General features: G+C 69.8%; 19 protein-coding genes and 1 tRNA gene. 4 read left to right on the top strand and 16 right to left on the bottom strand.

The window, feature by feature from the left end; all coding sequences use genetic code 11:
• The first annotated feature begins 41 nt into the window (after nt 1-41).
• Entirely contained in the window at nt 42-2,126 is a 2,085-nt protein-coding gene (locus tag AB0M02_RS31260; RefSeq protein WP_364233325.1) for an MMPL family transporter, read from the top strand.
• 1 nt (nt 2,127) lies between these two features.
• Here AB0M02_RS31260 and AB0M02_RS31255 read toward each other — a convergent pair whose 3' ends face one another.
• Nucleotides 2,128-4,068: an AfsR/SARP family transcriptional regulator gene (locus AB0M02_RS31255; protein WP_364233267.1), complete on the bottom strand. Its 1,941-nt coding sequence runs from the start codon at nt 4,066-4,068 to the stop codon at nt 2,128-2,130.
• A gap of 81 nt (nt 4,069-4,149) precedes the next feature.
• On the opposite strand from AB0M02_RS31255, the gene AB0M02_RS31250 reads away from it, so the two are divergent.
• Nucleotides 4,150-5,835: a hypothetical protein gene (locus AB0M02_RS31250; RefSeq protein ID WP_364233265.1), complete on the top strand. Its 1,686-nt coding sequence runs from the start codon at nt 4,150-4,152 to the stop codon at nt 5,833-5,835.
• Nucleotides 5,836-5,889: 54 nt separating this feature from the next.
• Here AB0M02_RS31250 and AB0M02_RS31245 read toward each other — a convergent pair whose 3' ends face one another.
• The 9 genes from AB0M02_RS31245 to AB0M02_RS31205 form a co-directional block, all read right to left on the bottom strand.
• A complete protein-coding gene (locus AB0M02_RS31245; protein WP_364233263.1) occupies nt 5,890-6,681 on the bottom strand; it encodes an SDR family oxidoreductase in 792 nt (263 codons plus the stop codon).
• A gap of 79 nt (nt 6,682-6,760) precedes the next feature.
• On the bottom strand, nt 6,761-7,390 hold the full coding sequence (locus AB0M02_RS31240; protein ID WP_364233261.1) for a hypothetical protein: 630 nt from the start codon (nt 7,388-7,390) through the stop codon (nt 6,761-6,763).
• Between the two features lie 2 nt (nt 7,391-7,392).
• A complete protein-coding gene (locus AB0M02_RS31235) occupies nt 7,393-7,896 on the bottom strand; it encodes a sigma-70 family RNA polymerase sigma factor (protein WP_364233258.1) in 504 nt (167 codons plus the stop codon).
• A gap of 97 nt (nt 7,897-7,993) precedes the next feature.
• Entirely contained in the window at nt 7,994-8,623 is a 630-nt protein-coding gene (locus AB0M02_RS31230; protein ID WP_364233322.1) for an SHOCT domain-containing protein, read from the bottom strand.
• A 220-nt stretch (nt 8,624-8,843) separates the two neighbouring features.
• Nucleotides 8,844-9,278 (bottom strand): CueP family metal-binding protein, encoded by a 435-nt coding sequence (locus tag AB0M02_RS31225; protein WP_364233255.1) that lies wholly within the window; start codon nt 9,276-9,278, stop codon nt 8,844-8,846.
• Between the two features lie 391 nt (nt 9,279-9,669).
• Nucleotides 9,670-10,308 carry a DUF305 domain-containing protein gene (locus AB0M02_RS31220; protein WP_364233253.1) on the bottom strand — a complete coding sequence of 213 codons (639 nt, stop codon included), beginning with the start codon at nt 10,306-10,308 and terminating at the stop codon, nt 9,670-9,672.
• Nucleotides 10,309-10,394: 86 nt separating this feature from the next.
• Nucleotides 10,395-10,805 carry a DUF6153 family protein gene (locus tag AB0M02_RS31215; protein ID WP_364233251.1) on the bottom strand — a complete coding sequence of 137 codons (411 nt, stop codon included), beginning with the start codon at nt 10,803-10,805 and terminating at the stop codon, nt 10,395-10,397.
• Between the two features lie 288 nt (nt 10,806-11,093).
• Nucleotides 11,094-11,243, bottom strand: a complete 150-nt coding sequence (locus tag AB0M02_RS31210; protein ID WP_364233248.1) for a hypothetical protein — start codon at nt 11,241-11,243, stop codon at nt 11,094-11,096.
• Nucleotides 11,243-12,304 carry a Gfo/Idh/MocA family oxidoreductase gene (locus AB0M02_RS31205; protein WP_364233247.1) on the bottom strand — a complete coding sequence of 354 codons (1,062 nt, stop codon included), beginning with the start codon at nt 12,302-12,304 and terminating at the stop codon, nt 11,243-11,245. The genes AB0M02_RS31210 and AB0M02_RS31205 overlap by 1 nt, the downstream gene beginning before the upstream one ends.
• A 56-nt stretch (nt 12,305-12,360) precedes the next feature.
• Here AB0M02_RS31205 and AB0M02_RS31200 point away from each other — a divergent pair, with 56 nt between their 5' ends.
• Complete coding sequence (locus tag AB0M02_RS31200) at nt 12,361-13,464, top strand: ROK family transcriptional regulator (RefSeq protein WP_364233245.1); 1,104 nt, start codon at nt 12,361-12,363, stop codon at nt 13,462-13,464.
• 132 nt (nt 13,465-13,596) lie between these two features.
• Entirely contained in the window at nt 13,597-14,280 is a 684-nt protein-coding gene (locus AB0M02_RS31195; RefSeq protein WP_364233244.1) for an SDR family NAD(P)-dependent oxidoreductase, read from the top strand.
• A 426-nt stretch (nt 14,281-14,706) separates the two neighbouring features.
• Here AB0M02_RS31195 and AB0M02_RS31190 read toward each other — a convergent pair.
• From AB0M02_RS31190 to AB0M02_RS31165, 6 genes are all read right to left on the bottom strand, one after another.
• Nucleotides 14,707-14,791: transfer RNA gene (locus AB0M02_RS31190), tRNA-Arg, on the bottom strand.
• A 404-nt stretch (nt 14,792-15,195) separates the two neighbouring features.
• Nucleotides 15,196-15,948, bottom strand: coding sequence for a hypothetical protein (locus AB0M02_RS31185; protein WP_364233242.1), 753 nt, complete (start codon nt 15,946-15,948; stop codon nt 15,196-15,198).
• Nucleotides 15,945-16,178, bottom strand: a complete 234-nt coding sequence (locus AB0M02_RS31180; protein ID WP_364233240.1) for a hypothetical protein — start codon at nt 16,176-16,178, stop codon at nt 15,945-15,947. Before AB0M02_RS31180 ends, AB0M02_RS31185 begins: the two co-directional genes overlap by 4 nt.
• Nucleotides 16,179-16,396: 218 nt before the next feature.
• Entirely contained in the window at nt 16,397-17,386 is a 990-nt protein-coding gene (locus tag AB0M02_RS31175) for a hypothetical protein (RefSeq protein ID WP_364233239.1), read from the bottom strand.
• A gap of 157 nt (nt 17,387-17,543) precedes the next feature.
• Nucleotides 17,544-18,521 carry an ImmA/IrrE family metallo-endopeptidase gene (locus AB0M02_RS31170; RefSeq protein WP_364233237.1) on the bottom strand — a complete coding sequence of 326 codons (978 nt, stop codon included), beginning with the start codon at nt 18,519-18,521 and terminating at the stop codon, nt 17,544-17,546.
• 43 nt (nt 18,522-18,564) lie between these two features.
• Nucleotides 18,565-19,449 carry a hypothetical protein gene (locus AB0M02_RS31165; protein ID WP_364233234.1) on the bottom strand — a complete coding sequence of 295 codons (885 nt, stop codon included), beginning with the start codon at nt 19,447-19,449 and terminating at the stop codon, nt 18,565-18,567.
• Nucleotides 19,450-19,451: the final 2 nt, after the last annotated feature.

The following is a 19,451-nucleotide window of genomic DNA, read 5'->3' as shown; positions in this document are numbered from 1 at the left end:
GTATGGCGGTCCACTCACGATGGTGCTTGCATGTCCCGGTGATGTTGGCTGAACTCGGCCGCTGGTGTGCCCGCCGGCGGTGGCCGCTGCTCGGCGCCTGGCTCGTCCTGATCGTCGCCGGGCTGGTTCTGGGAGGCCAGGTCTTCGACCGGCTCACCACCACCGACAGCCTGCGGCCGGATGCCCAGTCACAGCTCGCGGACCAGCGGGCCGACCAGTTGCAGCCCGAGGGCCCGGTGCTCGTCGCCGTCGTGGGCGGGCGGGACGTGTACGACCCGGCGCTGGTCACCGACGTCACGGCGATCGCCGGCGAGATCCGCAAGATGGACGGCGTCACCGAGGTCGAGGATCTGTACGGCTCAGCGGGCGGCCGGATCGGCGCCGACACCCGCAGCTCGCTGATCCGCGTCGAGCTGGCGCAGGGCCTTCCGGACGAGCGACGCGAGCAGGTCGAGGACGCGGTCGCCGCCGCGCTGCACCGCATCGACGCTCCCGAGGTGCTGGTCAGCGGCGAGAAGCTCGCGGAGCGCGCGTTCGAGGACCAGGCCCTCGCCGACGCGGCCCTCGGCGAGTCGGTCGCGATCGTCGCCCTGCTGGTCGTGCTCGTGCTGATTCTCGGTGGCTTCGTGGCCGGCGCGATCCCGCTCGCCGCCGCGCTGGCCACGGTGTCGGTGACGCTGCTCGGCCTGTTCGGGCTGACCGCGCTCACCGAGGTCAGCCAGTTCACCGTCAACGTGGTCACCCTGCTCGGTATCGGGCTCGCCGTCGACTACGCGCTGCTGGTGATCGCCCGGTTCCGGGAGGAGCGCGAGGCCGACCCCGGTGCCCCGGTTCCGGAACTGCTCGCGCGCACCGTCGCGACCGCGGGCCGCACCGTACTCATCTCCGGGCTCGCCGTCGCCGCGGCGATGTTCGGCCTGTCCGCGTTCGCCGAGCCGCTGCTCGGCGCGATGGCGCTCGGCGGCGCGGTCTCGGTGCTGCTCGCCACCGTGGCCGGCCTGACCGCCGTGCCCGCGCTCATCGCCGTGGCGCACCGCCGCATCCCGAGGCCTCGCGCCCGGCGCGGCCCGGGTCTGATGGTGCGGCTCGCCGCGTACGCGCAGAGCAAGCCGGGGCCGGTCGCGCTCACCGTCACCGCCGGCCTGCTCGTGCTGTCGACGCCGTTCCTGTTCGCGGTCAACCTGGAGAACTCCGACGCCCGCGCGCTGCCCGCCTCAGCCGAGGCCCGCAGGCTGCACGAGACGGTGCAGCGCGACTTCGACAGCGGCCAGGCTGACCCCATCGTCGTGATCATCGATACCGATCCGGCCGGCGCCGCGGTCCGGGACTACATGAACGCGCTCAACACGCTGGACGGCGTGCTGCGCGTGGAGCCGCGCCCCGACATCACCGCGGCGGCCGCCGTCGTCGACGTCACGCCGGAGGGCGAGACCGCCGGCCGGCAGTCACGCGACGCCGTACGCGCTATCCGCGCGCTGGACCCGCCGTTCCCGGTGCTCGTCGGTGGCGCCGCCGCGGAACTCGTCGACTACCGGGACTCGGTGGCCGGCCGGTTTCCCGTCGCCCTGCTGGTCGTGCTGCTGTCCACCGCGGTGCTGCTGTTCGTGCTGACCGGCTCGCTGGTGATACCGGTCAAGGCGCTGCTGATGAACGCGCTCACCCTGCTCGCCACGCTCGGCGCGCTGGTCGTGGTCTTCCAGTGGGGTGTGGGCGACGCGCTGTTCGGTTTCGACTCGTGGGGCGCGATCGACGTCACCACACCCGTGCTGCTGTTCGTTTTCGTGTTCGGGCTCTCGATGGACTACGAGGTGTTCCTGCTCGCCCGGATCAAGGAGGAGTGGGACAGCCGCGGCCTCACCGGCGACCAGGCCGTCCGCGCCGGCATCGAGAAGTCCGGGCCGGTGGTCACCGCCGCCGCGCTCTGCATCGGCGTGGTCTTCCTCGGCTTCCTGCTCGGCGACCTGATCGCGGTCAAGGAGATCGGTTTCGCGATGGCGGTGGCGCTGCTGCTCGACGTCACGGTCGTCCGCGGCCTGCTCCTGCCCGCCGTGATGAGCCTCCTGGGCGAATGGAACTGGTGGGCACCGGCCCCGCTGCGCGAGCTGCACCGGCTGCCCACCCGGTGAGTCAGCCTGTGCCCAGGGCACTGTCCAGCGCTGCCAGATGATCCGCGACGGGCCCGACCGTCAGCACCCCGCTCGCCGCGCCGGCCCACTCCGCCGCCGCCGGGGCGAGCGCCTGCCTGGCTCGTGTCATGGCGGCCCGGTCGCCGGCGGCGACAGCGGCCCGTCCGAACAGGCACCACATCGCCTCGGCCAGCAGGTCGGCGGGCGGATCGGGCACGCCTTCGAGCGCGACCCGGCCCGGTTCGAGCAGCGGACGCACCCACGGCTCGTAAGGTCCCCACGCGTCGTCGGCGGCGAGAGGCAGGCCACGGCGCAGGCGCAGGCCGAGCAGGGCCAGGGACAGCAGGCCGTCTCGCATGCCCGGCATCTCCGACTGATCCAGCCGGGCCGCCGCGGCGCGGTACGAGCGCTCGGCCGACGCCGCCGGCACCTGTTCCGCAACGTCGGCGCGCAGCGCCCGGTACCACTGGGTGAACACGCCGACCAGGGGTCGCTCGTACCGGTCGGCCAGCTCGTCGGCGGCCTCCGCGTGCCGGTCGGCACGATCGAAAGCGGCCACCGCACAACTCGACTGGAGCCGGATCAGGTGGCCGAGCACCTCCACCGAGGCCAGGCCGTGCCGATCCGCCAGGCCCACCAGTTCGGCACCGATCCGATCCCGGTCAGCCGAGCCCCCGGCACGGCGGCAGCTCTGCATGAACACACCGTTCAGCGCGAACGCGAGCAGCGCCGGATCGTCCATCTCTCGGGCGATCACCTCGGCCTGCCGGGCGCACTCGCGCGGCCGGGGATCGCGGGTCCCGCGCGACTCGAGCGCGATCGTGGTCAGCAACCGGGCCCGGGCCGAATCATGTCCGGCCGGCAGTCCCGCGAGGGCCCGTTCCGCGGCGGCCACGATGCCGGCGGCCTGCTCCGGATCGTCGGCGCGGGGCCAGATCGCCGGCACGTCGTAGGCGCCGATCACCCGCGCGGTCAGCTCCGGGTCACCGAGCTGCTCGGCCGCCGCGACCGCCGCGGCGCGCTGTTCCCGGGCCACCTGCAGACCGCCGGGTCCGGTGACCGCGAGGTTGCGCAGCAGACCGACCGCGGACTCCAGCCGCACACCGGGCATCACCCGGTCATACGCGGATGCGGCCCGCAGCAACACGTCACCCGCCGGATCCGCCCGTCCGGTGGCGTCGAGGTGCGGTTCCTGCCGCAGGATGTCGGTCTCCAGCGTGCGCAGCGCCGGACCGGGCTCCACACCGAGGTGGCCCTCCAGCAGCTCACGGGCCCGGCGCAGCACGGCGAGCGCGTCACCCTGCCGCCCGCACCGATAGAGGGCCAGTGCCAGCAGACGCCACCCCTGCTCACGCCAGGGATGCGCGGTGACGTGCTCGTCCAGCTCCGGCACGGCCTCGGCGGCGCGACCCAGCTCGAGGCGAGCCTCGGCCCGCCGTTCGACGGCCTGCAGGCGCAGCTCGGTGAGACGGGAGCGGTCGGCGCGGGGCCAGGCGGCGTCCGGGAAATCGGCGTACGCGGGACCACGCCACCAGGAGAGCGCCTCGTCCAACCGGGTCAGCGCCACTGCCGGATCCGCTGTGCCGGTCTCGGCCACGACCTGCTCGAACCGCCAGGCGTCCACCTGATCGGTCGCGCACGTCAGCGCGTACCCCTGACCCTGAGTGACCAGCAACGTCGCCGGCGCTCGCGGCAGGCGATCCGGCTCGATCACCCTGCGCAATGCCGCGACGAACGTCCGCACGGCCGACACCGCACCATCCGGCGGCGACACCCAAAGATCATCAACCAGATCGTGTACGTGAACGACGCGCCGGCGTGCGACCAGTAACCGAGCCAGCACAGCTCGGTGCATCGGGCCCTTCAACGCGACGGGTCGCTGCCGCTCGTCCTCGGCGATCACCGGCCCGAGAACGCCGAACCCGATCCGCCCGTCCCGCACGAGGTCACGCTATCCCGGCGCTCGCCCGATCCGGATCCGAACCCTACTCTGATCGCAGTCACTTTGATCTTGAGGAAACACATGCACATATCGCGGGCCGCCCTCGCGGCCTCGGTTCTGATCGGATCGTCATCCCTCTTCGTCGGCGCGGCCGCCGGACCCGCGCTGGCCGCCGACTCGTATCGGTCGCTGCCACTCGTCGCGTTCGGTGACGTGGCCGTCGACGGTCTTCACAAGCGGGTCCTCATGAGTGACCCGGCAGCCAAGAAGATCATCGCCACCGACTACAGCGGCACGGTGGTCGACGAGCTGCAACTCGAGGGCTGGGCCAACGAGATCACCCTTGTCGGCGAGACCCTCTACGTCCCCGCCGAGCACTCGATCATCGCGCTGGCGGCCGACACGCTGACCGAGACGAAGCGGTACCCGCTCGGTGACGACGTCTACCCGAATGACGTCGTCGAGGCCGGTGGCAAGCTGTGGTTCACGTTCTCGAAGAACGACCGGCCCAGCTTCGGGTCGGTCAACCCGGCCGACTCCACCGTCTACCTCCGCCCGTACTCGGAAACGGACGATTTCGTCGACGCACCGGGATACATCTATTCCACTCCGGCGGCCCCGGGCACGATCGTGGTGACCGGGGATGAGGTCGGACTCGGAACCGTCACCGTCTACGACGTCTCCTCCGGCGGCGAGGTGGAGAAGGCTCGGATCACGCCGGCCAATCCCGCCTCCGAGTCCGCCTTCACCGTCGACGGCGGCCACCTGATCCGGGTCGGCAGCAACGACGAGTCCCAGCTCAAGGTCGGCGATCTGTCGACCGCGCTGACCTATCCGGCGTACTACCGGGCCAACGGAGTCGACGTCGCCTCGGACGGGCGGGTCGCGATCTCCGTCATGAACCAGGCAACCGGTCACGACGTGTATGTCTTCGCGCCCGGCGGCACCACGCCCACGCAGACGATCACCCTGCCCGAGGCGGGGGACGAGCTGGTGCCCGGGTACGGCGAACTGCCCCGCGGCGGTATTCAGGACCGCGGTATCGCCTGGGAGCCGAACGGCAACCGGATCTTCGCCGTCGCCAAGTACGACGGTGTCTTCCGGCTCTGGGTGCTGAACGAGCCGGTCGTCCCGGTGACCCCCGCGCTGACCCTGAACCGGAACGGCGGCATCTACAACTACGGCACCACCGTCTCGTTCACCGCGCACCTCGGCACCACCGCCACCAACCGGACCGTGCAGATCTGGGCCCAGCCGACCGGCGCCGGCCGGATCCTGCTCAAGAGCGGCCCGGTGGACAGCGCCGGCAACCTCACCGGAAGCCTCCGGCTGACCCGCAACACCAGGGTGACCGCCCAGTTCGCCGGGGATGCCGGCTACCTGGCACGGGAGGTCTCCGCGACGGTCTACACCAGGGCCGCTGTCTCGACCAAGGTCACCAAGCACTACCGGACCAAGAAGATCGGCAAGGTCGGCTACCAGGTCTTCCGCAAGAAGGCCACGCCGGTGTTCACGACCACGATGACCCCGTACTCCGGCCGCAAGGCACAGGTCATCGTCAACTACTGGTCCGGCGGCAAGTGGCGGACGGTCAACTCGCGCTGGGTCAAGCTGTCCGCGAACGGAACCGCGGTCCTCAAGTACACCGGTTCCCACAAGGTCGGCGGCAAGTTCCGCGTCCGCTCCGCGTACGTCCACGGCACCTCGGGCGACAGAGCGAACTACACCACCTACGGCGCCTGGAAGTACTTCACCTTCACCAAGTAGGGAACTGACGTGGCCGCCCTCCGCACCGGGAGGGCGGCCTGGCGCTTCAGCCGCTCAGAGCAGCGTCGTCAGCACGCCTCCGTCGACGCGCATGGCTGTTCCGTTGATGGCGGACGCGACGGGACTGGTGAGGAAGGCGACCGCGCTGGCGATCTCGGCCGGGTCGATGAAGCGGCCCAGGAGCGAGGTCTGGTTGGTGCCGATGATCGCCGCCTTCATCTGCTCCTCGGGGAGGGACTGCGCGCCGGCCAGCGCCTTGACCGTCTCGGCGACGCCGTCGGAATAGGTCGGGCCGCCCAGGACCGAGTTCACGGTCACCGCGGTGCCCTTGGTGAGTTTCGCGAGGCCGTTGCCGACCGAGAGCATCGCGGTCTTGGACGTACCGTAATGGATCATATTTGCCGGAATGTTCACGCCCGACTCGCTGCTGACGAACACGATCCGGCCCCACCCGCGATCGAGCATGGCCGGCAGGAGGCGGCGCGCGAGCCGGACGCCGCTGAGCACGTTGACCTCGTGGTACAGCCGCCAGTCGTCGTCGGAGATGAGCTCGAAGGGCTTGAGCTCGAAGAGGCCGACGTTGTTGACCAGGATGTCGACGTCCGGGAGCTGGTCGCACAGCCGGTCGACGTCATCGGCAACGGCGAAGTCGGCGGGCAGGCCGCTGACGGTCGCGCCTGGGACCTCGCGGCGCAACGCTGCGACGGCCTCGTCCAGCTTCACCGCGTCACGGCCGTTGAGGATCACGTCGACGCCCTCGCCGGCCAGGGCCTTCGCTGTCGCGTACCCGATGCCCCGGCTCGATCCGCTGATGAATGCCGTCTTGCCGCTGAGCCGCAGGTCCATCGTTTCTCCTCATGAATGTCATCGGGCCGCTGGTTCGATGGTGCTGCGGCCCGATGAGCATTCGATGAGCGAGCCTTGGTCAGCCGATCGTCCGGCAGTTCATCGGGGCGCCCTTCGCCACCAGGTACTTGCCGAACTTGTTGAAGTCCTCGCCCTTGTGCACCGCGAAGACGCTGAAGTGCACCTCGCTGTTCTCGGGCATCGCCGACGTGTTGATGACGAGGTCGTACCGGGAGGACCCGGCTTCCTCGACCCGCTTCACGTGAAAGACCTCGTCGGACTCGGGCAACTCCCTGCCTTCCGGCTCGCAGAGCACCCCGGTCTTGATGACCGCCGGGATGCCGGCGCTGTCCAGCGCCTTCTCCAGAGCGGTGGGATCGAGGAGCTTCTTCGGGTCCAGGGCGACCTTCACCGAGCCGTTCGTCTCCTTGGCCAGCGTGAAGCCGACCGTCTCCATGGCCGGAGCGGTAGTCGCGGTGCCGCCGCCGGCGAGCGGCTGGTCGGTGACCGGGGCCGCGCCGGGCTGGCCGCCGGAGAAGGCCACGGCGAGCGCGGCCACCGCGGCGAGACCGCCACCGGCCACCGCGCCGAACAGGTTGCGGTTGCGGCGGCGTGCCCGGCCGCGCTCCTCGATCGCTTCGACCGGACGGTCCATCTGCACGTCAGAAAGGGTCTGCTTCACGGCGTTCAACACCTCATCGTCGTTCATGATCAATTCCCCTGGCTGGCTACGGGCGTCAGCTGCGCCCGCAGGGTGGCGATGGCACGAGACAGATGGACGGCTACCGTCGGGGCGGAGATCCCCAGTTCGTCAGCCACGGTTCGGGTGTCGAGGTCCAGCCAGATCCGCAGGACCACCACCTCGCGTTGCCGGCGCGGCAGCGATCGCACGGCCGCGAGCAGGGAAGCGTCCGCTCCCGAGCCCACCTCGCCGAGCTGCTGGTCATGGCCGTCGAGGGCGACTTCACGCCGTCGACGCCGCCACCAGGACACCCGGACGTTCAGGGCGGTGCGCACCACCCATGCCGCCGGAGCCGGGTGCCGGCTCACCTTCGACCAGGAGGACCAGGCTCGGGCGAACCCCTCGGCGACCAGGTCCTCGGCCAGCGCGCGATCGCCCGTACCCGCAAGCACGGCGCGCAGACAGTTGTCCCTGGACCGCTGGTAGAAGTCCGCGAAGTCCTTCCGTTCTCGTTCCACACCCGGCTTACGCATCAGCGCCCCGATCCATTTACCGCCGGCCGGAAATTTCTCCACACGACAAAGGGCCCGAGCTGCGTGTCGCAGCCCAGGCCCTGGTGGGTGTCGATGGTCAGAGACGATCGAGCAGCTTGGCCTTCTTCTCCGCGAACTCCTCGTCCGTGAGGATGCCGGCGTCGCGGAGCGAGGCAAGCTTCGTGAGCTGCTCGACGACATCCGTCTGGGGTGCGGCGATGGCTGGTGCCGCGGGCACGGCTGGTGCGGCGGGCACGCCTCGCTGGAGAACCGAGGAAGCGAGATCCAGGATCCGATCGGCGACGCCGGGCTGCGCCGGGACAGGTTCCGAGGGCGGCGCCTGCACTTCGGTCACCACCTGGTGGTTCTTGAGCATCACGGAGAAGACCAGGAACAACTTCTCCGGCAACTCGATGATGGACTGATTGCCGTCGGCCCAGTCCACGCGGACGGTGTGCCCGGACTTCATGACGGCCCCGAGGCCGGCTCCGAGAGCCTTGCCGAACCGCCCGGGCAGAACAGCCTCCGCGGCGGCCAGCCCCACAGCACCGGCGACACCCTCCTTGGCGGAGAGCTCCTCCCACTCCCGCACGGTGTCGGCGCGGAGCTTGAACCGCTTGAACGGGTTGCGCGGGTGGTTGACGGTGAGCCCGCCGTTGTCGGAGAGAACGCTGCCGCCCGCCAGGTGGCCGCCCACTACCTGTCCCTGGTTCGTCAGCTCCTGCATAAACGCCACGCGCGAACGGTAGATCAACTTCTCAGCCGGGCACAATTGCCGTTCGTACGGTTTGCCCTGGCCAGGCCGCTAATACGTGGTCGCCGGCCCGATTCCTCCCGGTCGAACGCCAAGGCCAAGCGCGATCTGGGCCGGCACCCGGCACACCCGAGCTGGCGACAGGGCCTCAACCAGACACCCTGACTCCAGGCGGCGGTGGCCGTCGTGGTGTTCAGGCAAGTCGTAGCGTGGTCAGACAGGTCGCAGCGTCCTCACCGGTGCTGATCTTGGTTTCAGCGGCCTTGCCATCGGACGTGATCTGCAGGATGCCGGTGATGTCGCGCGGCAACCAGAACCCGACGAAGCCGTTGGCGAAGGTCGTGCGCGACTCATCCACCAGTACCGTGCCGTCGGCATCGTTCACGATCTTGACGTGTGCCTGCTTGCCGGCCAGCTCGCCCCTGCACCCAGTGGGCGCGTGGTAGAAGCAATCATGGGTCTGCCGCAGGTACGGGGCGACCGACAGGTAGAACCGGTCGGCGGGGATGGGCAGGCTGTGCTCCTGTCCGCCGTCGGAGATCAGCAGTTCACCGGCCCGCACGGACGCCTTCAGGTCGGCCGGGCGCTGCTGCGGGTCCAACCGGTCGAGCCGGTCGACGACCTCCACAGTGCTCTTACCCTCCAGGCCGTAACGAGCCAGCAGCTGCGTCCCAGCCACCGGCGGAGCCGCCGAAGCTGTGGTCGCACCGCCCGGTCCAGCGACGGGCGAGGACGCGCCGGCGTCAGCACAACCGGCCATTGTCAGCACCGACACGGCAGCGACGAGGAAGAGCTGTCTCATACTCACGATTCTCCATCGCCGGTCGGTCAGACGGCTGACCGGAGGCGCAGGTCAGGACCAGGACAGGCCATCCTGCCGTCCGGGGACGGCAACCCGGCAGCCCTTGCGACGCGGGCGGTGCAGCATCGCGGAAGGCGGCGTCACTCGGGGGCGGGTTACCGGGACACGGCCGGGCGGCCGAGACTGTTACGCCTTGGCCGCCCGGCAGATCACGGGCTCACAGGCGTTCGAGGATCGTCTTCATCGTCGCGATCTCGGTCTGCTGATCGGTGATGATCTTCTGCGCGAGGGTCTTGGCCTCCGGGTTGGAGCCCCGCTCCACCTCCTGCTGAGCCATCTCGATGGCGCCCTCGTGGTGGCTGATCATCATGGTCAGGAAGTGCTTGTCGAACGCGGCTCCCTCGGCGTCCATGAGCTTGGCCATGTCGGCGTCGGTCATCATGCCGGGCATCGAGCCGTGGTCCATGGCGGAGCCCGTGCTCATGTGCGGTCCGGGGGCGGGTTTGCCCCAGGCGGTCAGCCAGGCGGTCATGGCGTCGATCTCGGGCTGTTGGGCCGCCTGGATCTTGGCGGCAAGCGCCTTGACCTCAGCGTCGGCGGCGAGGCCGTCTGCCATGTCGGCCATCTGCACGGCCTGTTGGTGGTGCGGGATCATCGCCTGGGCGAAGGCGACGTCGGCGTCGTTGAACGTGCCGACCGCCGAGGCCGCCGGCGACGCGGCCGTGGTGGCGCCGTGGTTCATGCCGGTGCCGGCCGGCGAGTGGTCGCTGCCGCCACAGGCCGCCAGCACGAGAGTGACGATGACGGCGGCGCCGGCGAGCAGGCCGGTCGCGGGCAACGGGGAAGTACGCATCATTGCGGGTCATGACCTTTCGGCAGGATGTCGGGTACGCGCGAACACCTCGACACGACCGCTGACCGGCCGCCGTCGAGGTGGCGTTGCTATATGCGCAGTACCGCTGCCGATGCGAGCGTCAGCCCGGTGGTGTGATCCGGTGGCGCTCGCGGGGACTTCGCCCGCAGCACCGTGGGCAAAGGCAGCAGACGCCGGCCACCGACCGCGGTGAGCAGCCAGAGCAGCACCACGATCACGGCGAGGCCGGTCAGGATCGCCAAGCAGGCACTCCATGCTCCGGATCCGTGTCCGCCGTGGCCGTCGCAGTGCCCGTCCGGGCACGGCTGCTCCACGGCAGTGCCCATCGCCGTCGCGCCCATGCCGCTGACCGTGAGGTGCGGGTCGGCGCGGACGCCCGTGTGGCCGAGGGTGTGCATGAGCGCCAGCCCGAGAGCGGTCGCCAGCAGCAGCGCGAGGCGGGCGCTGCGGCCCACCATGGTCGCTGCCGTCCTCGTCACGGCGTCCACGGTAGCGCGTGACATGCCCGTCGTCGCCATGACGCCCGACGCCGTGGAACACCCGACATCGCGCGTGCTCGCTCCTGTTGGCCGATGCGGCGGGCGATGTCGCGCAGCTGCCGCTGCTGGCTCCTTCTGAGCACTCTCTCCTGCGCCGTATCCCGCAAACCCACCGATGGCCGGCATCTCACTCCTGCCGCCCAGTCGGATGGTCGCGACCGCCGGCGGACACGTTGTTGAATCCGGCGACGTTTGTTCGGTCAGCGTGCGGCGAAGCGGCGTAGCGCCTCAACAACGCCGCTCGCGGGCCAGGTCGACCAGGAGTTGACCGAGATGCCACGCGTCATCGTGATCGAAGCGGCTGAGTACCAGTTCGCGCTGTTCGGCTTCGAGCCGGGCGATCAGGTCGGCCTGCGCTGACTGGTCGGCGGGTGTCATCAGGCGCCTCCGACGATGACGACGCGCTGTTCGGTGGCCGAGCGGCGGGCGGCTTCCAGGACGGTGAGCGCGGCGATCGCCTCGGCCGGGTCGACCGGCGACGGGGCGCCGTGGCGCAGCATCGCGACGACGCCGGCGTAGAAGTCCGGGTACGCGCCGGGCTCGCTGGGCACCGCCTCGCTGTGGCCGTCGACGATCAGCCGGCCCCACTGTTCGGCGGGCTCACGGCCCCAGTCCGGCCCGGTCGGCAGCCCGCCAGAGCGCAGGACCTCCTCCTGGCCGTCCATGCCGTGGATCACGAAGGCGCCCCGGTCGCCCAGCAGCCGCAGCCGTGGTCCGGGCTCGGCAGCGACGGCGCTCATCCACAGGTGCGACCGGGCACCGCCGACGTGGTGCAACGCCACGAACACGTCGTCGTCCACGCGTGCCCCGGGCCGCCGCCGGTCGAGTTCCGCGTAGACCTGCGTGACCGGTCCGAGCAGCTGAAGCGCCTGGTCGACCAGGTGGCTGCCGAGGTCGTAGAGCAGGCCACCGGCCTCGGCCGGGTCGTCGTGTTCCCGCCAGCCGGCCTTGAGCTGCGGACGCCACCGCTCGTAGCGGGACTCGAAGCGCAGCACGTCGCCGAGCAGGCCGTCGGTCACCAGCCGCCGGGCGGTGCGGAAGTCGCTGTCCCAGCGCCGGTTCTGGAAGACCGTCAGCGGCACGCCGCGTTCGGCGGCGAGCCGGGCCAGTTCGGCTGCTTCGGCGGCGGTGGCCGCCAGGGGCTTGTCCACCACGACGGCCAGGCCCGCTTCGATGGCGGCCGTGGCAAGCGGCACGTGGCTGCGGTTGGGGGTGGCGACCACGACGAGATCGAGATCCGCGGCGCGGGCCCAGAGGTCTTCCACCCGCTCCAGCACGTCGGCACCGGGATGGTCACGGCGGGCCTGGTCCTGCCGTTCCGGATTCGCGGTGACCACCGCGCTCAGGTGCAGACCGGCGGTCGTGCTGATGAAGGGGGCGTGAAACGTCGAGCCGGCCAGACCGTAACCGATCAGACCGACCCTCAGCGGCTCGTTCATGAACCCAGTTAATCAACAGCGTTTACTTATGGCAACCGAAGCGAGAGAATGGCCGCATGCCAGGCGCGACCCTGCCCCACGTCCGTGACCACAACAGCGCTCTGGTCCTCGACCTGGTGCGACGCGGCGGCGCCATCAGCCGTGTCGAGCTCGCGGCGCAGAGCGGTCTCACGGCGCAGGCCATCACCAAGATCGTGAATCGGCTGCTGGCCGACGGCCTGGTCACCGAGGCCGGCCGCGTCGGCTCCACCGGTGGAAAGCCGCGGACCCTGCTCCGGCTCGATCCCGGCGCCCGCTACGCCGTCGGGGTGCACCTCGACCGTGACGACACGACCGTCGTGCTCACCGACCTGACCGCGCGGAAGGTGATCCGCCGGCACGTGCCGCACGGCATGACCTCCGGCCCGTCCGGCACCCTCGACCGGATCGGCGGCGAAGTACGGGCCGTCCTGGCCGACATCGCCGATGCCACCCGTCTCGTCGGTGTCGGCATCGCCTGCCCCGGACCGCTCGACCACACCACCGGCGTCCTGCACCGGGTCACCGGCCTGCCTGCCTGGGACGGCTTCGCCCTCGGCGCCGCGGCAGCCGATCGGCTCGGTGTGCCAGTCACCGTGGACAAGGACACCAACGCCGCCGCGATCGGCGAAACCCTGTCCAGCCCGGACACCCCGGCCACCTTCGCGTACCTCTACCACGGCCAAGGCATCGGAGCCGGCCTCGTCCTCGGCGGCCGGGTCTATCGCGGGCGACGAACCAACGCGGGCGAATTCGGCCACCAGGTCATCGACCTGAACGGGCCACCCTGCCGGTGCGGAAACCGCGGCTGCCTGGAAGCACTGTGCCGAGCCGCCCTCGACGCCGGCGACCCGGCCCGCGCGGCACAGCTGGTGGGGGTCGCCGCCGCCAACCTGGTCCACCTGCTCGACGTCGATCACATCGTCCTCGGCGGCCCGGTAGTGCTCGCCGCCGCGGAGCAGTACACGCGAGAGGTGACGACCACCATCAACGCCCTGCTGCCCGAACCGGACTGGCAACGCGTCACCGTCACCCTCGCGGCCGACCGCACCGACACCATCGCCACCGGTGCGGCAGCCCTGGCCCTCGCACCCTTGTTCAACACCAGCACCAGCGACGACGGCGCCGACCGCGCCGCCTGAAAAGGGTAAGGATCCTTCTCATGACCGCTCAACGACCCCTGGCACTGGTAACCGGCGGATCCGCCGGCATCGGCTACGCCCTCGCCCAGCAAGCCGCCCAGCACGGCCACGACGTCATCATCACCGGCGCCAGTGCCCCGGGTACGCGACTCCGCGACCCGCCTCGCCGACACCACCGGGGTCACCGTCACCCCGGTGCAGTCCGACCTGCGCACCGCCGAGGGTGTCGACCAGGTCTGGGCCGCCGTCACCGGCACCGGGCAACCATTGGCCATCGCCATGCTCAACGCCGGCATCAGCCTCGGCGGCGCCGCCTTCATCGACACCGACCTCGACGACGAACTCGCCGAGATCCAGCTCAACGTCATCTCCCAGGTCCGGCTCGCCAAACCGATCGCCCGCGACATGGCCGCCCGCCGCACCGGCCGGATCCTGTTCACCAGTTCCCTGTCAGCGACCACACCGACGCCGTACGAAACCATCTACGGCCCCACCCGCGCCTTCGTCTACTCCTTCGCCCAATCCCTACGACAGGAACTGCTCGACACCGGAGTCACTGTCACCGCACTGCTACCCGGTGCCACCGCCACCGAATTCCACGAACGAGCCGGCATGGGCGCCACCCGCTTCGGCGACAACTCCTGGAAGAACGACCCCGAACTCGTCGCCCGCAAAGGCTTCGCCGGCCTCATGGCCGGCCGCGACCACGTCATCGGCGGCGACCGCGCCACCTGGCGCGCCGCCATCCGCCAGCGCATCCTGCCCGAACGCATCAAAGCAGCACAGTTCGCCAAGTCCTCCAAGCCGGCCAACTAGTCGAGCACGCCTGTCGTCAGCCCGGACAGCCGTTACCTCGGAGCGGCCGGAAGGGGTGCAGGCAACGGCCAGGTGCTCCGCGATCGCCCGCCACCAGCACGTCCCACTCCTCGCCGCCGACGGACGGCGGCTCCTCCGAAAGCAGCCCGGGGCCGGTCCTCGGCGGGAGCCCAACGGAACTCCTCGGAGAACCCCCACACCTGCTTCCACCGCACCTTCGCGTCCGTCTCCCGGGAAAGGCGATCGGCGAGAACAGCCAGAGTCATCGGCTGATAGTTCATGGCCGGGCGCGCATTTCCACGATGGATCGACACGCGATCACCCACCGAACACCCAGGCCCCACATCATGGGACGACGCGGCCCGAAAATGGGAAACGAAAAGGCCGTGACCGCGATAAACGCAGGTCACGGCCTTGATCGTGAAGCGCGCCCGAAGGGACTCGAACCCCTAACCTTCTGATCCGTAGTCAGATGACTAGTGGTCGCGAGTGCACTCTGTAGCCTCCGGGCTCAAAGCCGTTTCTGAAGACATATTAGCAGCTCAGGGCGACTCTACATTTCCGCAGGTCCAGGCCGAGTGCATGATTGAAGCGCCTTATTGATCGATTGCCGCCACTCGAACGTGCTGATGCGGTCGCGCCCGTGCTGAAGCGGTCGCTGACATCCGATCACCACCGGATCACCACGCGACACCATCACACAGCGTAAAAACCGCCTTAATCAGTGCCGCTCAGGGCGAAGTGCCAACGCCCCTGCCACCGAGGCTACTGCGTCGTGACACCCGCCGTAGCAGCATGCGATCACCCGCGGATTACCATCCTCGACACGGTCGCGACCATCAGCCCGAGCCGCCGCCGAAGTCCGTTACTGACAGCGACCGCGAAGGGAAAGCATCTGATCCATAGGCCTGGTAGTCATGACGATGGGGGTCTCGGCGGATTGGACGCCGGGTCACTCGTTGGCGGTGACGACGTCTGCCGAACCTTGCTGACCAGCCGGGTGCCGAGTTGCTTCCACAAGGGAAGCAACGTCTCAAGGTGAGCGTGGAAAGTGGTGACGTACGCCCTTTGGACTTCGGCTAGTGAGGACAGGTCCACGACGGTAGAGGGGATGTTCATCGCGCTGTCCTCGGTGATGGCCGGCGTATTCCACGCTTCGCGCATCGCGCCGCCAACGACCGTACGCGTCTGCAGCACAAGGGCGGTGTACGCGTTCCCCACCGTGGCGGATTCAGCGGCGATCCAGGTCTCGTAGTAGGTGAGCCGACCCTGGATCTCGCGGAGGATCTCGGAAAGGCGGACGCGCTCCGCAGCGGCTTCGTCGTGTCGGCGGCGTCGGATGGCGTATGGCATTTCGCGGTAGTCGGCGTACGCCTGGAACGCGGCGGTGAACAGGTCGCGCTGACGGGACCTTTCGTCCTCCCGGCTCTTGCGACGGGCGGTGGCGGCAGCGAGCCAGAGGGCTACCGCGGCGCTGACCAGTGCTGCCAGTACTGGGCCCAGCCACCCGGGGGGCGGTGCGTTCGTTGCAGCCGCCGGGGGTGGATTTACAGTCGCCGCCGTCGATGAAGTTGCCACGCTGCCCAGTGGCAGAGATGCCGAGGCGGATGCCGCCGCAGTAGGGCTCTGCTCCAGGATCGGTGGCGAGGTTGGCGTGGGACTGGTCATCGGCTCTCCTGCCGGTGCGTCGGGGCGCGGTGCGGCGCTTCGTCACCAGCCCATTCGCCGGTCTGGCGCCACCACTGTTCACGGATGAGGTGCGCCGCGATGTGCCCGAGGAGCACGACGGGGCCGTCAGAGCGCTGCCACCGGAGTTCGGGCGGGTCGTACGGGTACCACATGCAGAGCGAGCCGTCGGCGTAGCGGTGCGGGGAATCGTTGGGGCCGTCCACAAACACACGGGGCACCTCTGGGGAGCCCTGGCCGAAGACTATCGTCACGGTGCGCGCGCCGAGGCCTGGCGGGGTGATCGTGCATCGCACCGCGAGGCCGCCGCGGTACGGACGCTGCGCTCGGACACACTGCGGCCGGACCTCGGCGGCCTTCAGGGCGGCGATGAACGGCAGCCGATGAGCCGGCCGGGCAAACCAGGCCGGCTCTCGCCACGCCGGCCGGGTCATCGGCCGCCGTACGCGCGGGTCGGCGCGATAACTGCGGTCGGCCCGCCGATCCCGAGGGCTGCCGTCGACACCGGTTGCCGGGACCGCAGCAGTGCTGCAGCCTGGGCCAGGCCGTTGTTGTACGGGTCGTCGACGTACTTCCAGAAGACCCGGTGCAGGGCCGCCTGGACGGCGACCGGGTCGTCGTCGTGGGCGAGGGCGTCGGCGAGCGCGTTGGCGGCCTTGCGTAGCCGGGCGGCTACCGTGGCCCGGGGGAGCAGTAGTTTCAGGGGGGCCGACACTCCGGCCGGGTCGGGGGTCGCCTGGCCGCGTTCGGTGCGGGTTGCGGCTCGCTCGAAAAGAGCGTGCAGGGCGCGGGCCATGCTGACTCCGGGCTCGACGAACTCCCACGCCAACGTGGAGAGGTGGAACGACGACATGCCGGGTTCGGTGAACTGCTTGTTCCACGCCTTCGCGAGGCGGATCACGCTGCGGCGAGTCTGCCGCAGCGAGGCGGGGCCGGCGTTGAACAGTTCGACGTGGCCCTCTGGGTGCGACGCCTCCCACCGGTTGGTGTGAAGGTTCGGGATCCAGAGGCCGGCGCCGTCACGCCGGGTGAGAGCCACGACCATGTCGACGGTTGGGTCCTGGCCCTCGATTGGGGCGCCGAAGGTCAGTTTCGGCCCGCGCTTCGAGGTCGAGCAGCGTGCCTGCGGGTAGGTCCGACGGACTTCCGGGCCTAGCAGCGCGCAGAGCTGCGCGCAGACCTCGGTTGGGGGTTCACCGCCGCCCTCCGGGCCGAGCCCCGGATAGCAGCGGCGGTCGAGGACGAGGCCGCCGTCGCCGTCGGTCACCGGATGGTTGATGGTGTGGTGCGCCAGCGAACCGCTGCGGTAGGTCCGCAGCGCTCCGGTGAAGCCTTCGACGATGTCGCGGACCAACTGCAGCCGGAGCCGGGCTTCCTTCAACGGCGTGTCGTGGGCGTCGATCTGCTTGCGAACCGCCACCAGTTGATCATTGGTGTGTCCCATGGAGGGCCTCTTCCTCGCGCTCTGCAGCGCAGCGGCACGGCACCGGGGGGGTGCCCGGAGGACCGCGGTGATCCTCCACTCCTGGATGACGGCCTATCGCGGAGATCGTCCACGCGGCCGGTAATCGAGGCGGTCAGAGGCAATCGGCGCAGGTTGTGCCGCCGCCGGGGAACCGCGAGATCGCCCAGGTGAGATGGCAGCGGTCGCAGGGCCGCTCACGGTTCTGGGTGCACCGGCAGTGCCCAACTGGACACCGTGGTTGCCCGCACCCCGAGCAGACCTCGGTGGTTTTGGTGACCTCGAAAGTGTCGGTGCACAGTTCGCAGCCAGACCAGGTCGGTCTCCTCGGCGTCACCGCGGTGCGGGTCGGGGAGAACTTCTGCCATGGGGCGTGGTGTTCGACGAGCACGGCGACGAGGTACCCGTCGCACCAGGCGGCCTGCCCGTAAAGCGGGCCGCTGTCGTGGGTGCGGTACCGGATCGTGGTGGCGTCGACGGTGATGGCCACCCCGTCGGGCCGCCCTGGACTCTTCAGGGCTGCAGCGACGAGCGGCGTGTGCGCCTGGTCGCTGCCGCGGGCCGGCGGGTACACGCCGTTGGCGGCCGCGAATGAGACGACCCCCGCCGAGTCGTAGAGCACGATCGCGCCTGAGCTGCGCAGGTGTTCGGCTGCCCGAACCACGCATGCGGCCCGCGACGCAGTCGACGCTGCGTACAGGCGCACGACGTCGCCGGCCGAGGGGGAGCCAGCGGCGAAGCAGCCGTCCACCACGTCGTCCGGAAGCAGAACTCGGGCGGCAAAGCCGTCACAGGCGGCGTCCACCACGTCGTCGTCGAGGCCGAGTAACGTCGTGGCCAATTCGATGTCGTTGATCTGCAGATGGTGGCCCAGTTCGTGCAGGGCCGTGAACTGCCAGCGCCGATGCGACGCGGACCGGGCCACGCACAGCGCTGGTGGTTGCGCTTCGTCGTCGTAGCTGCCTGCCACTGAGCAACCGCCGCTGCCAGCCTGTTCGTTGACGAGCAGGATCTGGACGTCCGGCCAGCCGGACAGTTCGGCCAGCGCGTCAACGCGCAGCCGTTCGAGGACTCCGGGGCGGTCCCGGTCCAAGGCGCGAAGCATCGCCTGCACCTGCCCCGCCGCCGACGAACGGTTACGTGCCACCAGACATGTCCTTAACGTCGTGGTCCGCGAGCCAATGCGCTATCCGGCTGTCCCAGTTCGGTGTCCCCGTTGTGCCGGTCTGCCGATAACCGAGTGCGAACACTCGGGCCCCGACCTGGAACCGGACAGCATCCTCCGCCCGGCGTAGCTGCGCCGCCCAGGTCTGCCACACACTGCGCCACCGTGGTCGTTCCAGCTCGACAGCCAATTCAGCGGGTAGCCCGTTCACCGCCGCCAGCACATCGCCGACGGCGACGCCGAACAGGCGCGCCAGGATCGCCGCCTGGTCCTCGGTGACCGCCGCCTTACCTTTGACGATCTTCACCACGGCTGGTATCGCCAGCCCGAGCGCTTCGACCAGCACATTCAGTCCGACGCGAGTCGCGGCAGCGGCCACGTCGAACGTGGTCGTCTGACGGACAGGAACGAGAGGAGCCTCAGCCAGGGTTTCGAGCATGTCCTGCAGATCGGCGCGGACCTCGGCGTCGGGTCCATACGGCATCGCGAACTGACCCCGGCGCGCAGCTGCCGGCACCGTCGCTCCCGGGCTGGCGCACCACGTCGTCACGTCGGTTTCCCAGACATCGACCACTCGGCTCAGCACGGCAGTCGGCAGACAAGCCTGTAGCCCCGCCCACACGGTGACCTCCACCGAGAAAGCGCTGCGCTGCGCTGCGAGTACGAGACTGTTCTCGTCCTCGCCAGTCGGGTCGATCGACACCGGCGCCACCCGCCAATACCGCTCCTGTGCGGCACCGAGCAGCAACACCAGCAGTGACTTGTCCTCCCACTGGGCACGACGCACCTGCCCCGCCGCCGGGTCGAGGCCGTCTGGGTCGCTGAAACGCTGACGAAGGCCGTCGGTGGTGAGCACTG

The organism is Actinoplanes sp. NPDC051861 (assembly GCF_040681145.1).
Classification (GTDB): domain Bacteria; phylum Actinomycetota; class Actinomycetes; order Mycobacteriales; family Micromonosporaceae; genus Actinoplanes.
The sequence above is the reverse complement of the archived record's forward strand: the minus strand, read 5'-3'. Positions and strand labels throughout refer to the sequence as shown.